General features: G+C 42.8%; 10 protein-coding genes, 1 tRNA gene and 2 rRNA genes. 10 read left to right on the forward strand and 3 right to left on the reverse strand.

Annotated elements, in window-relative coordinates:
- Window positions 1–98: 98 nt before the first annotated feature.
- From C9J41_RS14570 to C9J41_RS14615, 10 genes are all read left to right on the forward strand, one after another.
- Window positions 99–1,085, forward strand: a complete 987-nt coding sequence (locus C9J41_RS14570; RefSeq protein WP_107208596.1) for an ABC transporter permease — start codon at window positions 99–101, stop codon at window positions 1,083–1,085.
- Window positions 1,086–1,087: 2 nt separating this feature from the next.
- Complete coding sequence (locus C9J41_RS14575; protein WP_107208597.1) at window positions 1,088–2,131, forward strand: ABC transporter permease; 1,044 nt, start codon at window positions 1,088–1,090, stop codon at window positions 2,129–2,131.
- Window positions 2,131–3,102: an ABC transporter ATP-binding protein gene (locus C9J41_RS14580; RefSeq protein ID WP_045130276.1), complete on the forward strand. Its 972-nt coding sequence runs from the start codon at window positions 2,131–2,133 to the stop codon at window positions 3,100–3,102. The genes C9J41_RS14575 and C9J41_RS14580 overlap by 1 nt, the downstream gene beginning before the upstream one ends.
- Before the next feature lie 30 nt (window positions 3,103–3,132).
- A complete protein-coding gene (locus C9J41_RS14585) occupies window positions 3,133–4,128 on the forward strand; it encodes an ABC transporter ATP-binding protein (protein WP_005369743.1) in 996 nt (331 codons plus the stop codon).
- A gap of 110 nt (window positions 4,129–4,238) precedes the next feature.
- Window positions 4,239–5,975 (forward strand): glycoside hydrolase family 9 protein, encoded by a 1,737-nt coding sequence (locus C9J41_RS14590; RefSeq protein WP_107246752.1) that lies wholly within the window; start codon window positions 4,239–4,241, stop codon window positions 5,973–5,975.
- Entirely contained in the window at window positions 5,968–6,852 is an 885-nt protein-coding gene (locus tag C9J41_RS14595) for an N-acetylglucosamine kinase (RefSeq protein ID WP_107294723.1), read from the forward strand. The genes C9J41_RS14590 and C9J41_RS14595 overlap by 8 nt, the downstream gene beginning before the upstream one ends.
- A 9-nt stretch (window positions 6,853–6,861) precedes the next feature.
- Window positions 6,862–8,790, forward strand: a complete 1,929-nt coding sequence (locus C9J41_RS14600) for a beta-N-acetylhexosaminidase (RefSeq protein WP_107208600.1) — start codon at window positions 6,862–6,864, stop codon at window positions 8,788–8,790.
- Window positions 8,791–8,831: 41 nt separating this feature from the next.
- A complete protein-coding gene (locus C9J41_RS14605; protein ID WP_107246755.1) occupies window positions 8,832–11,237 on the forward strand; it encodes a GH36-type glycosyl hydrolase domain-containing protein in 2,406 nt (801 codons plus the stop codon).
- 62 nt (window positions 11,238–11,299) lie between these two features.
- Entirely contained in the window at window positions 11,300–12,712 is a 1,413-nt protein-coding gene (locus C9J41_RS14610) for a phosphoglucomutase/phosphomannomutase family protein (RefSeq protein ID WP_107208602.1), read from the forward strand.
- Window positions 12,713–12,953: 241 nt separating this feature from the next.
- Window positions 12,954–13,340 (forward strand): hypothetical protein, encoded by a 387-nt coding sequence (locus C9J41_RS14615; RefSeq protein WP_107246756.1) that lies wholly within the window; start codon window positions 12,954–12,956, stop codon window positions 13,338–13,340.
- Between the two features lie 402 nt (window positions 13,341–13,742).
- Here C9J41_RS14615 and C9J41_RS14620 read toward each other — a convergent pair.
- From C9J41_RS14620 to rrf (C9J41_RS14630), 3 genes are all read right to left on the reverse strand, one after another.
- A tRNA-Asp gene (locus C9J41_RS14620) sits at window positions 13,743–13,819 on the reverse strand.
- A 33-nt stretch (window positions 13,820–13,852) separates the two neighbouring features.
- Window positions 13,853–13,968, reverse strand: a 5S ribosomal RNA gene (gene rrf / locus C9J41_RS14625).
- 47 nt (window positions 13,969–14,015) lie between these two features.
- Window positions 14,016–14,131, reverse strand: a 5S ribosomal RNA gene (rrf, locus tag C9J41_RS14630).
- Window positions 14,132–14,133: the final 2 nt, after the last annotated feature.

A 14,133-nucleotide genomic window follows, 5' to 3' on the forward strand; every position in this document is an offset into this window, starting at 1 on the left:
AATCCTTTCTTCTATAAAAGGTATGGCGCCTTGCGTCAGGGGGTTTTACGTCCTGAATTCAGCTCAGGAAGGCAAGCTGGATGTGTAAGGTGTGAGTTATGGGATTTTTTCTACGTCGTTTATCGTTTTATTTTATCGCGCTGATTTTCGCGGCAACGCTAAACTTTATTCTTCCGCGTGCAATGCCTGGTGACCCAGTTACCATGATGTTCGCGAACGCAACCGCACAGGTAACCCCTGAGCGTATTGAAGCCATGAAAAAGCTATTAGGCTTTGTTGATGGTCCAATATATGAACAATACTTTTCTTACCTAGCTAACGTGTTTACGTGGAACCTAGGTACCTCAATCAAATTTTATCCACTATCAGTTAATGAACTGTTAGGTGGCGCTGTAGGCTGGTCACTATTTTTAGCTGGCTCAGCTGTAATGCTTTCTTTCTGTATTGGCTCTGTACTAGGTATTTTTGCGGCATGGAAACGCGGCAGTACTTATGATGCATTCATTTCACCAGGTATGTTGGTTATTCAAGCAGTTCCACCGGTTGTAATTGCAATGCTTGTGATGTTCACCTTTGCTATCGGCTTGCGTTGGTTCCCTACAGGCAATGCATATACGCCGGGCGTTATTCCTGACTGGTCAAGCTGGGCTTTCTACAAAGACGTGCTTTACCACGCAGCACTACCACTATTCTGTGCCACAGTCATTCAAATCGGCGGTTTCTTGATCAATATGCGTAATAACATGATCAACCTGCTAAACGAAGATTACATCACAATGGCAAAAGGTAAGGGCTTAAGTGAAAACCGTGTGGTATTTAACTACGCAGCACGTAACGCAATGCTACCAAGTGTAACAGCACTTTCTATGGCACTAGGTATGGCGATTGGTGGTCAGTTAATTGTCGAAATCATCTTTAACTACCCAGGTCTTGGTACCGTAATGCTTAATGCTATCCACTCACGTGATTACCAAGTTCTTCAAGGTCAGTTACTTATTATGACTATGTTCATGCTGTTCTTTAACTTCATGGCCGACATCCTGATCGTTGTGCTAGATCCTCGCCTACGTAAAGGAGGCAAATAATTATGAAAGCCTTATTTAAATTATTATCTGGTAACCCTAAGGCTATGTTTGGCCTTAGCATCATCACTATTTTTATTCTAGGGGCTATTTTTGCTCCGCTGATTACACAGTTTTCACCAGACAAACGAACAGGAAAACCTCATGAGTACCCTGCGTTTGTAGTAAAAGCAGCACAAGATAATCCAGACGGTTGGATCGCTGAAAACTTAGCTGATAACAAGCGTCGTCTATTAATGTCCAAAGATGCAGAGCACCTACTAGGCACATCTCGTATGGGTCGTGATATCTGGTCTCAGCTAGTATATGGCGCGCGTACTTCACTAGCGGTAGGTTTTGGTGCAGGTTTAATGGTGTGTTTCCTAGCAACCATCATTGGTATTTCAGCAGGTTATTTTGGCGGTAAAGTCGATGAAGTCTTAACCGCTGCGATGAATATCATGTTAGTTCTACCGCAGCTCCCCTTACTGTTTGTTATCGCAGCCTTTATTGGTCAAACAGGTCCAATGACCATTGCGGTGGTTATTGCCATGACCTCCTGGGCATGGGGCGCACGTGTTGTCCGAGCGCAAACCTTATCACTGCGTGAAAAGGAATTTGTAAAAGCAGCAGAAGTATTAGGTGAATCCTCATGGCGTATTATCTTTGTTGAGATTCTACCGAACCTAATCTCAATCGTTGGTGCAAGCTTCATCGGCTCGGTAATGCTTGCCATCATGACTGAAGCAACACTGTCATTCTTAGGCTTAGGTGACCCGAACTCAGTAAGCTGGGGTGTGATGCTGTACAACGTACAAACATCATCTTCAATGTTAGTTGGCGCTTGGTGGGAGCTATTAGCACCATGTGTTGCACTAACACTGATTGCTATCGGTCTTGCGATGCTTAACTTTGCTGTTGATGAAATTGCCAACCCGCAGTTACGTTCACACAAAGGCATGCGCCGCTGGAAAAACTTAGCAAAAGAAAATGCTAAGAATGCAAAAGAAGAAAAAGAAGCAAACGCTGTGGACGCTCCTCAGCCAGCCCTACAAGGGGGAGATAAATAATGACCAATCCACAAATCTCAATTCGTAACTTGTGTGTTGATTACATTACAGATGCCGGTGATGTTCGCGCAGTAAATAATGTCAGCTTTGACATTGGTAAAGGTGAGATATTCGGTCTTGCAGGTGAATCAGGCTGTGGTAAATCCACTGTTGCCTTCTCACTGATGCGTCTGCATAAGCCGCCAGCATTCATTACCGGTGGTGAAGTAATTTTTGAAGGCCATGGTGACATTTTAAAGAAATCGGATATGGCAATGTCAGCCTTCCGTTGGAGCGAAATGTCGATGGTGTTCCAAAGTGCAATGAACGCTTTGAACCCTGTATTAACCATGGAAGAGCAATTTTGTGACGTAATCATGCGCCACACTAATATGTCTCGTCAGCAAGCAGTTCGCCGTGCTGAAGGCCTATTAGAAATCGTTGATATCCACCCTAGCCGTTTACGTGATTACCCTCACCAGTTTTCTGGTGGTATGCGTCAACGTTTGGTTATCGCGATTGCTCTTGCGCTAAATCCTAAGATGATCATCATGGATGAACCAACAACAGCACTTGATGTTGTGGTTCAACGTGAAATTCTACAAAAGATTTACGCATTAAAAGAAGAATTTGGTTTCTCAATCCTATTCATCACTCATGACTTGTCATTAATGGTCGAGTTCTCTGACCGTATCGGCATCATGTATTCAGGTGAATTAATTGAAGTTGCCCCTTCTAAGCAAATTCTAGAAACACCGTTCCACCCATATACTGAGGGCTTGGGTAGCTCATTCCCTCCTCTAACTGGTCCAAAAACAAAGTTAACAGGTATTCCTGGTAACCCATTGAACTTACTAGAAGTACCACAAGGTTGTCGTTTCCAAGCACGTTGTAGCAAAACAACCGATGCTTGTTTTAAAACACCAACCCAGCTGACACAAATTGAACCAGGACGTTTATCAAACTGCCACCTATTCACTAAACGTGGTTAATAAAATAATAGGCAGTATTTAGGAGGCATTATGAGCAAACCTGTCGGAAATCCAATTATTGAAGGTAAAAATCTAATTAAAGATTTTTCCGTTAACAGTAATTCATTAAAGAAATCAAAGATGCGTGCAATCAACGACGTGTCTTTCAAAATGTACAAAAGTCGTGGTCTTTCAGTTGTTGGTGAATCAGGTTCTGGTAAATCAACAACGGCGAAAATGATTGCAAAAATGTACGCGCCAACAGATGGCACAATTGAATATTTTGGTCGTGATATCCAGTCAATCACTAAACATGATGACTTAATGAATTACCGCCAAGGTGTGCAAATGGTATGGCAAGACCCATTCGGTTCTTTAAACCCTACTCATACTATTTTCCACCATATTGCTCGTCCGTTACTGATCCACAACAAAGTGAAGTCAGGCAATAAAAAAGAGCTAGAAGAAACGGTTTACAACCTACTAGAACAAGTTGGCTTGATCCCACCAAAGGAGACAGCTGCGAAATTCCCCCACCAGCTGTCTGGCGGTCAACGTCAACGTGTTAACTTAGCGCGTAACATTGCGGTGGGTGCTGAAGTCGTACTTGCTGATGAGCCAACCTCAATGCTCGACGTTTCTATTCGTGCAGGTGTACTAAACCTGATGGAAGAAATGAAGTTTGAACGTGAGATGGCACTACTGTACATCACCCACGATATCGCAACAGCACGTTACATTGCTGAAGATCTAGCGGTTATGTACGTTGGTCACATGGTTGAATGGGGCGATACGGAAGAGATCATTCACGATCCACAACACCCGTATACCCAATTACTTGTATCAGCAGTTCCCGATCCAAGTAAGTCTATTCATGAAAAACTAAAAGGTAATAAAGGCGAGATCCCGCTATGGACGCCAGAAAGCGCGGGTTGCCCATTTGCAGGTCGCTGTACTCACGTTACCGATAAGTGCCGTGAAAAACTTCCAGGTGTGACTCAATTATCTGACAATCACTTTGTACGTTGTTACTTATACGAAAATTAATAATAGCTCGTTACTAAAAACGACTTATCTGCGTTATTGGTCGCCTTAGCTGTTAAATGGTGGTTTCACAATGCTGAAACCACCTTTATTTGGCGACACTAGGAGGATCCATGCAGCTGTTAACTAACCATCTGGGCTATGAGCGTTTCAACGTAAAACACGCTTTATTACAAACCAACTCTCAGACTTTAACCGGTACTGCAGAACTTGTTTGTAACCAGACGAACACCACTATCATGCAGCTGCCATTACATGCCTATGACAACATAGCACAATGGCATACCGGTAATATTTACCTTATTGATTTCTCTTCTTGCCAACAACTTGGTGAGTTCCGTATTCGCTACGCAAACAGCGAATCAACTGTTTTTACCATTGCTGAAGGTGTGTTAATGCAACAAACCTTTAGTGATGTTCTTCACTACTTTAAATCTCAACGTTGCAGCGGTATTTTCGATCAAGCTGATAAAAATGCAGCTGTACTCAATTCAGATCAAACCGTAGACGTTCACGGTGGTTGGTATGATGCATCAGGCGATGTAAGTAAATACCTAAGCCATTTATCTTTTAGTAATTTTTTAAATCCACAACAAACCCCAATGATTGTGTGGAACATGCTAAAAGCCTATGAAGAGTTAGATCAGCAAGACGATATTGCAGACTTTACTCGTGTACGTTTACTTGAAGAAGCCACTTTCGGTGCCGATTTCTTACTGCGCATGCAACACGCGCAGGGCTATTTCTATATGACGGTATTCGACAAATGGAGCAAATCCCCGCAACAACGTGACATTTGTGCTTATTCAACTCAAGAAGGCATCAAGTCAGACGATTATCAAGCCGGCTTCCGTCAAGGTGGTGGGGTTACCATTGCAGCATTAGCAGCGCTTTCTCGTATTGCTCAACTAGAATCAAGCACTCGCTTAGGAGCGTTTACTGGCATCGAGACCGAGCGATACCTTCAAGCGGCTGAACTTGGCTATTGGCATTTAAAACAACACAATACTGAATACTTAAACGATAGTACGGAAAATATTATAGATGAGTATTGTGCCTTATTAGCCGCCGTTGAGTTATTCCGTAGTACTTCCCAAGATCGCTATTTAGTAGAAATGCGTGAGTGGGCTACACGTTTGGCTAAGCGTCAAATGTCAGATGAGAATATTGAATATTTCTGGTCTGCGACTGAAAACGGCGAACGTCCTTATTTCCATGCCGCTGAAGCAGGCCTTCCTGCCATTGCTCTGATGCAATATTTAAGTGCAGAAACGGATCCCAATTTCAAAAAGCCAATTGAACAAGTGTTATGTAACGCGCTTAATTTTGAGTTAGCGATTACAAAAGAAGTGAATAACCCATTTCACTACCCTCGCCAATACACTAAAGCTGTCGATGGTGAAAAGAAAACGGCTTTCTTTGTTGCCCATAACAATGAGTCAGGTTACTGGTGGCAAGGCGAAAATGCACGTCTCGCGTCATTAGCAACCATGGCTTTTATGGCACAGAACTATGTTCAAGATCCAACATTACGTCAAGGCTTAATGCAATTTGGTCAACGCTCACTTGACTGGATAGTTGGTTTAAACCCGTATGACATGTGTATGTTAGATGGTCATGGTCATAATAACCCAAATTACTTACCTCACTTAGGATTCAGTAACGCCAAAGGCGGTGTTTGTAACGGCATCACATCTGGCTTTGAAAACGAAGAAGACATCGCATTCAACCCTAATGGTCAAAAAGACGATATGCTGCAAAACTGGCGCTGGGGTGAACAATGGATCCCACATGGTGGCTGGTACTTACTTGCAATTACGATGCAATTTAAGGAGCGTTGTCATGGCTGATATTCGTTACTTAGTGGGCGTTGACGGCGGTGGTACATCTTGCCGTGCACGCATCTGTGATCTCGATGGTAATACTTTAGGTGAAGCAAAAACGGGTAGTGCGAATATTCTATTAGGCAGTAGCGTTGCTATGGCATCGATCAATGATGCGATAGCAACTGCGGCCAGCCAAGCAAATCTTAATAATAGCCATTTTCGTTATATGTCAGTAGGCCTAGCACTCGCAGGCGCTGAACAACAAGAGGCTTGGTATAACTTCATGAAACAGCCTCATCCTTACGGTGCCATAACATTAAATACCGATGCGTATGGTGCTTGTTTAGGTGCTTGGGGAGGTAAAGATGGCGCGATATTAATTGCTGGTACTGGCTCTTGTGGGATCTTATTAAAAGATGGTCAACAGCATGTGGTTGGCGGTCGTGAATTCCCGATTTCAGATCAAGGCGGCGGTGCTGTTATGGGTCTGCGTTTAATTCAACAAGTACTATTAAGTGTTGATGGTATTGTTGAACAAACACCGCTTGCTCGCTCTGTACTCACATATTTTAATCATGATATCGACAATATCGTATTGTGGTCAAAAGCAGCGCGCCCTTGTGATTATGGTCAATTTTCACCGAGCATTTTTGCCCATGCAGCACAAGGCGATAAACTCGCGATAGATATGCTATCGCAAACAGCGCGAGATATAGAAATGTGGATGAATGCATTAGTTGTGCGTGGCGCTGACAAAATTTGCCTCATGGGCAGCATTGCAGAACGTATTCATGCATGGTTAGCACCACCTATGCAGCAACGTATAGCAACACCACAAGGTGATGCTATGGATGGCGCGATTGCTATGGCACGTAGTAATCACGATTTATATAAACTTTAAGGGGGAATGATGAGTTACCGCCTTGATTTAACTGTAATCGATAAAAAAGAAAACGAATCTCGTTTTGCATTAAGCTTACATAATTTAACCGATACTCCACTACAAAATTGGTCATTACATTTTTTGTTTAATCGTTTCGTTAGAGCCGAGACGTTAAGCAAAGGCGCTATCAGCCAAACGGGGAGTTACTGTACATTAACAGCCACGGACAATTTACCTGCAAATGGTCTTTTTTATACCGAGTTCACGGTCGGTACTGCACCATTTACGCTTTATGACGACGGTATTTTAGATGCATTTATCTCATTAGCATCAACCGCTGAGTACATTAAGCCGTTAAAAGTCGACATCAGTACTATCAATCTTGATCAACCTGCTGTTGAACGCTACAACACACCGCTACCCGTTAAAGCGGCTGATATTGCTTTGATCCCTAAACCTAGCAAGATAACGCAACTACAGGGCTCTTTTCATATAAATCAACATACTGCCATTTCAACACCACCCACATTAGCGCAAGGTGCAGTAAATTGGTTACAAGCAGAACTCAATACCTTATTGAATGAACACGTGCCGGTTAATCAGCAAGGCAACATTCATTATACTGTAAATAAAGACCTTGTAGATGAAGGCTATCGCTTACTCGTTGAAAACGATAACGTCTGGATCCAAGCTAATTCAGCATCTGGTTTTGTCTACGCAACTTCAAGTTTACTTCAATTAATACCAAGTAAACCATCGCATCAAGCTGATAGCACTTACCAGATCCCAATGGTAGATATTAATGATAAACCGCATTTTGGTTATCGCGGTATGATGCTCGATTGTGGTCGCCACTTTCACCCTGTTGAGCGTATAAAACATCTTATCGATCAATTAGCACGCTACAAATTTAATACGTTTCATTGGCATTTAACCGATGACGAAGGCTGGCGCGTTGAAATTGATGCCTACCCTGAACTCACCCGTATCGGTGCTTGGCGTGGTCCAAATGAAGTGATCGCTCCACAATTTAGCCACATTGCTCAGCGCTATGGTGGATTTTATTCAAAACAAGAAATTCGTGATGTCATTGCGTATGCCGCTGATCGTGGGATCATGATCATTCCGGAAATAGATATCCCTGGCCACTGTCGTGCTGCTATTTTATCACTCCCTGATTTGTTGATTGATCCAGATGATAAATCTGTTTATCGCAGCATTCAAAACTATAACGACAACATCTTATCGCCTGCACTAAAAGGCACTTACAGCTTTATTAGCAATGTACTTTCGGAAATATGCGATCTATTCCCCGCACCTTTCGTTCATATTGGTGCAGATGAAGTCCCTGTCGGTGTTTGGACAGATAGCCCTGCTTGCCAAAAATTCATGGCAGAGCATGACTATCACGATCCCAAAGAACTGCAAGGGCACCTATTACGTTTTGCCGAAGAAGTACTAGAAGGTAAAGGTAAGCGCATGATGGGTTGGGAAGAAGCAACCCATGGTGAGAAGGTCAGTAAAAATACCATCATCTTCTCATGGCAAAGTGAACAGGCTGGATTGGAATGTATCCAAAAAGGCTACGACATTGTGATGCAGCCAGCACAAGCGACGTACTTAGATTTAGCTCAAGGCTACTCGGCAGATGAAGCAGGTGTTGATTGGGCTGGAAAGTTACCCCTCGATAAAGTTTACAATTATTACCCACTCAGTGATCTCGCCGAGGAAAACTCTGAGCGGCAGCACATTTTAGGCATTCAAACCGCCCTTTGGTCAGAATTAGTAAATAACCAAAGCCGATTTGAATATATGATTTACCCCCGCTTACTGGCAGTCTCGGAGATTTGCTGGAGCGACCCTAAATATCGTAACTGGGATGACTTCAAAGCACGTTTAAAAGGTCAACTTAGCTACCTGGACAAGGCAGGTATTAATTACCGCCACTGTGAATAACCACGCACAGTAGAGTGAAATTTTTTAAGGATTAAAAAGCAATGAAATACGGTTATTTTGACAACGACAACAGAGAATATGTTATCACTCGTCCTGATGTCCCAGCACCATGGACAAATTACTTAGGTACAGAGAAATTCTGTACAGTAATTTCACAAAACGCAGGTGGTTACTCATTCTACAAATCTCCAGAGTACAATCGCGTAACTAAATTCCGTCCTAATGCGACATTTGATCGCCCAGGACACTACGTATACCTTCGTGATGATGCGACAGGTGATTACTGGTCAATTTCATGGCAACCAGTAGCAAAAAGCCTAGATGAAGCAACCTACGAAGTGCGTCACGGTTTGTCTTACTCTAAGTTCAAATGTGATTACAACGGCATTGAAGCAACCAAAACATTATTCGTACCTAAAGGCGAAGATGCTGAGGTTTGGGATGTTGTGATTAAAAATACGACAGATGAAGTACGTACTATCAGTGCATTCTCATTTGTTGAATTCTCTTTTAGCCACATTCAATCTGATAACCAAAACCATCAGATGAGCCTGTACTCAGCAGGTACGTCTTATGAAGACGGCGTGATTGAATATGATCTTTACTACAACACCAATGAGAAAGAAGGTTTCTACTACCTAGCTTCGACATTTGATCCTGATAGCTATGATGGTCAACGTGACACTTTCATTGGTGCTTACCGTGATGAAGCTAACCCTATTGCGGTTGAAAAAGGACGTTGTTCTAACCACGTACAAACCTGTTACAACCACTGTGGCTCACTACACAAGCAATTCACTATCCAACCGGGTGAAGAAGTACGCTTTAGCTACATCCTAGGTGTCGGTAAAAACGAAGGTCAACGCCTACGTCAAAAATACCAAGATGTCGCTGCCGTCGATGCTGCATTTGCTGAAATTAAAGAACACTGGAACAGTCGTTGTAACAAGTTCAAGGTGACATCACCGAACGAAGGCCTAGATACCATGATCAACGCATGGACTCTATACCAAGCTGAAACATGTGTGGTTTGGTCACGCTTCGCATCATTTATCGAAGTGGGCGGTCGTACTGGTCTTGGCTACCGTGATACCGCACAAGATGCAATCTCTGTTCCTCACTCAAACCCAGAGATGACTCGTAAGCGTCTTGTTGACTTACTACGTGGTCAAGTAAAAGCGGGTTACGGCCTACACCTATTTGATCCAGATTGGTTCGATCCAGACATGGCTGATGTTGAGCCATCAAAATCACCAACAGTTGTTCCAACCCCAAGTGATGCAGATAAGATCCACGGTATCGAAGATACCTGTTCTGATGACCACCTATGGCTAGTACCAACAATCTGTAAGTACGTAACAGAAACAGGTGAAGAGAGCTTCATTGACGAAGTGATCCCATACGCTGATGGCGGTGATGCATCTGTTTATGATCACATGAAAGCCGCACTCGATTTCTCAGCAGAATACGTAGGCCGAACCGGTATCTGTAAAGGTCTTCGTGCAGACTGGAATGACTGTCTAAACCTTGGTGGCGGTGAGTCAGCAATGGTGTCATTCCTTCACTTCTGGGCATTACAAGAATTCATCGAGCTTGCTAAGCATCAAGGTAAAGACGCAGATGTTGCTAAATACACTGAAATGGCAGCAAACGTACGTGAAGCGTGTGAACAACACCTATGGGATGACGAAGGTGGCTGGTACATCCGTGGTCTAACAAAAGACGGTGACAAGATCGGTACAGCGCAACAAACTGAAGGTCGTATTCACTTAGAGTCAAATACTCTAGCTGTGCTTTCTGGTATGGCATCACAAGATCGTGGTGAGAAAGCAATGGATGCCGTTGATGAAAACCTATTCTCTGAATACGGTCTACACCTAAATGCACCATCATTCGCAACCCCTAATGATGATATCGGTTTCGTTACGCGCGTATATCAAGGCGTGAAAGAAAACGGTGCAATCTTCTCGCATCCAAACCCATGGGCATGGGTGGCTGAAGCGAAACTAGGTCGTGGTGATCGTGCAATGAAGTTCTACGATGCACTTAACCCATACAACCAAAACGACATCATTGAAAAACGTATTGCAGAACCTTACTCATACGTTCAGTTCATCATGGGACGTGATCACCAAGATCACGGTCGTGCAAACCACCCATGGTTAACAGGTACATCTGGTTGGGCATATTTTGCCGTAACTAACTTTATCCTAGGCGTACAAACAGGCTTTGCAGGTCTAACTGTTAATCCTTGTATTCCAACAAGCTGGCCTGGTTTTGAAGTGACTCGTGAATGGCGTGGCGCGACTTATAACATTAAAGTTGAAAACCCAAATGGTGTAAGTAAAGGCGTTAAATCTATTACGCTAAACGGTGAAACAGTCGAAGGCGCAATCGCTCCTCAAGCTGAAGGCACAACCAATACTGTTACAGTAGTAATGGGCTAAAACGGTTAGGGAGGTGAATTCACCTCCCTCTTTTTATTTGAGAGAGAAATAGGAGTTCCTCCATGATTCAGTTTGGAACAGGTGGATGGCGTGCCTTCATTGGTGAAGAGTTTACTCAAGCAAATGTACGCTTAGTAGCTCAAGCCCTTGCTAACATCATGATCAAAGAGTCAGTCACTGAAAATGGTTTCATTATTGGTTACGACCGTCGTTTTCTATCCGATAAAGCAGCAACGTGGTTTGCTGAAGTTTTAGCGGGTAACAACATTAAATGTAGCTTCATCGATAAGTTCGTACCAACCCCTGTTGTGATGTTTAAAGCAAAACAAACAGGTGCGACATATTCAGCTTGTATTACTGCGTCACACAATCCAGCAGATTACAACGGCATAAAAGTCTTCATTGAAGGCGGTCGTGATGCGGATGAAATCATTACTCAAAAGATTGAACAACAAATCGCAGTGTTAACCGATGCGGATGTAAAACGTGTTGACTTTGAACAAGCACAAAACGATAAGTTAGTTGAAATCATCAATCCAATGAACGAGTTCGTTGATTCAATTATTGATTTCATCGATATGGAAGCGATTAAAAAAGCGAATCTTCGCGTTCTTATCGATCCTATGTTTGGAGTGGCAAAAAATGCCCTGCAAACGGTCCTGATCAGTGCTCGCTGTGATGTTGACGTGATCAACGATAGTGAAAACCCTGGTTTTGGTGGTTTAATGCCATCGCCGAGTGCTGCAACGCTTTACCGTTTAAAGCATCTTGTCGCTCACGAAGGTTATGACATCGGTATTGGTACTGATGGCGATGCTGACCGTTTAGGTATTATTGATGAGAAAGGTAACTTTATTCACCCGAATGAAGTACTACTTCTACTTTATTACTACATGCTTGAATATAAAGGCTGGAAAGGATCGGTAGTACGTAATATCGCAACCACCCACCTTTTAGATAAAGTTGCAGAAGCTTATGGTGAGAAATCATTTGAAGTGCCAGTAGGCTTTAAGCACATTAGCTCACAAATGGAAGCTGATGATTCTCTCATTGGTGGAGAAAGCTCAGGTGGTTTAACAATCCGTGGTCATATCAAAGGTAAAGATGGTGTATTTGCATCAAGCTTACTGGTCGAAATGATCAGCGTGACAGGTAAGAAGTTGTCTGAATTACTTGATGAGATCTATGGGCGCTTTGGCTATGCCTACACAGCAGAAGGCGATTGTACCTTTAAACCTGCTGAACGTGAGCGTCTGTACAACAAGATCTATGTAGAAAAAGCATTGCCTGATTTTGACTATGAAATCGAAAAAGTAAGCTATGCCGATGGCGCTAAAGTTTACTTTAAAAATGGCGGTTGGGCGATTGCACGTTTCTCTGGTACTGAGCCATTACTCCGTATCTTTGTTGAAATGGAAGATCAACCACAGGCAGAAGCAGTACTTGCTCAATTAAAAGCATTCCTTTCTGTTTAAAAAACATAGCTGTTGTTTTAGCAGATCACACCGCTGATCTTTGCTAGAGGGTAACTATTCAGTTACCCTTTTCTTTTATATTTTGCCATTCTATTTACCTCCATATAAAAATTTGATATCGAGCCCATTTACAGTAATAACCCCATCTAAAAATAAAAATAGATAGCCCAATCACATAAAAATATCGATTTGAGGTCCATGATTAAAAGGCGTTAAATTTATCGCACTCAAGGAAATCGGTATGAAAAAGATTATCTTTAGTATCATAGCTATTGTTTTAGCTATACTTTTCACCGAACATTTCCACTCATTTACAGTGGGTTTTAGCCTTGCCATTGTCGCGGTAGGAATAAGCTATTTCATTGCTTATCAGGCAATTCGCCAACCTCAATATGTCATGAGCTACCTTGTACTTGCTGTACTGACAAAATTAGTTATCACTATCAGTGGCGTTATTTGGGTCTTTTCTAACAACGTTATTCATTCACCAATCACTTTCTTAGTGGCTTATACTGTTTTTTCAGCTCTCATTACCTACCTAGCATCACGTTACCGTGCATATCGTCGTGATCGTAGTGATAATCAGCAAAAGGAGATATTACATACAGGTCTCTATGAACAAATTTAAGGCATAACATTGAATAAGAGCAAGGAGGTAAATATAACCAACAACGATAGTATTACCAACGCTCAGAGCTTCACTTATTAAAGCTCAGATAAAGTAGGAAAGGAGGTCTCACATCATCTTAACTATTTTCAATGACAACTAAGTAAAACCAAAGCCCTGTGACTTCAAGCAGGGCTTTTTCATTAATAGATAATTAATATATTTACTAGACGAAAAAAGCCCCGCTATGACTAGCGAGGCTTCTTTAGAAGTGACGGAGCGGACGCGACTCCGGTCTGACAGGCCGCTAAGATCTCCAATAAAGAGGCTAACCAACTGAACTGCCAACTCACTCAAATAAATTTAACTCATATATTCAAAATGTAAAAAAGCCCCAGTCTTTCGACTAGGGCTTAATATAAGTGGCGGAGCGGACGGGACTCGAACCCGCGACCCCCGGCGTGACAGGCCGGTATTCTAACCAACTGAACTACCGCTCCGCAGCGTGTCTATTCAGCATAATGCAATTTAGAACTTAGCAATGTCCTACTCTCACATGGGGAGACCCCACACTACCATCGGCGCTACAACATTTCACTTCTGAGTTCGGCATGGGATCAGGTGGTTCTGCTGCGCTATGGTTGCTAAGTAAATTCTTTAGCGTTCTTGTTATAACAACAAAAACTAAAATTTGAAGCCTGGCGATGTCCTACTCTCACATGGGGAGACCCCACACTACCATCGGCGCTATTACGTTTCACTACTGAGTTCGGCATGGGATCAGGTGGGTCCATAACGCTATGGTCGCCAAGCA

It is taken from the genome of Photobacterium sp. GB-50, assembly GCF_003026755.1.
Lineage (GTDB): Bacteria > Pseudomonadota > Gammaproteobacteria > Enterobacterales > Vibrionaceae > Photobacterium.

Bases quoted from the DNA above. Each gene is read 5' to 3' on its own strand.
- C9J41_RS14570 (WP_107208596.1), top strand. From the start codon at position 99: ATGGGATTTTTTCTACGTCGTTTATCGTTTTATTTTATCGCGCTGATT.
- C9J41_RS14575 (WP_107208597.1), top strand. From the start codon at position 1,088: ATGAAAGCCTTATTTAAATTATTATCTGGTAACCCTAAGGCTATGTTT.
- C9J41_RS14580 (WP_045130276.1), top strand. From the start codon at position 2,131: ATGACCAATCCACAAATCTCAATTCGTAACTTGTGTGTTGATTACATT.
- C9J41_RS14585 (WP_005369743.1), top strand. From the start codon at position 3,133: ATGAGCAAACCTGTCGGAAATCCAATTATTGAAGGTAAAAATCTAATT.
- C9J41_RS14590 (WP_107246752.1), top strand. From the start codon at position 4,239: ATGCAGCTGTTAACTAACCATCTGGGCTATGAGCGTTTCAACGTAAAA.
- C9J41_RS14595 (WP_107294723.1), top strand. From the start codon at position 5,968: ATGGCTGATATTCGTTACTTAGTGGGCGTTGACGGCGGTGGTACATCT.
- C9J41_RS14600 (WP_107208600.1), top strand. From the start codon at position 6,862: ATGAGTTACCGCCTTGATTTAACTGTAATCGATAAAAAAGAAAACGAA.
- C9J41_RS14605 (WP_107246755.1), top strand. From the start codon at position 8,832: ATGAAATACGGTTATTTTGACAACGACAACAGAGAATATGTTATCACT.
- C9J41_RS14610 (WP_107208602.1), top strand. From the start codon at position 11,300: ATGATTCAGTTTGGAACAGGTGGATGGCGTGCCTTCATTGGTGAAGAG.
- C9J41_RS14615 (WP_107246756.1), top strand. From the start codon at position 12,954: ATGAAAAAGATTATCTTTAGTATCATAGCTATTGTTTTAGCTATACTT.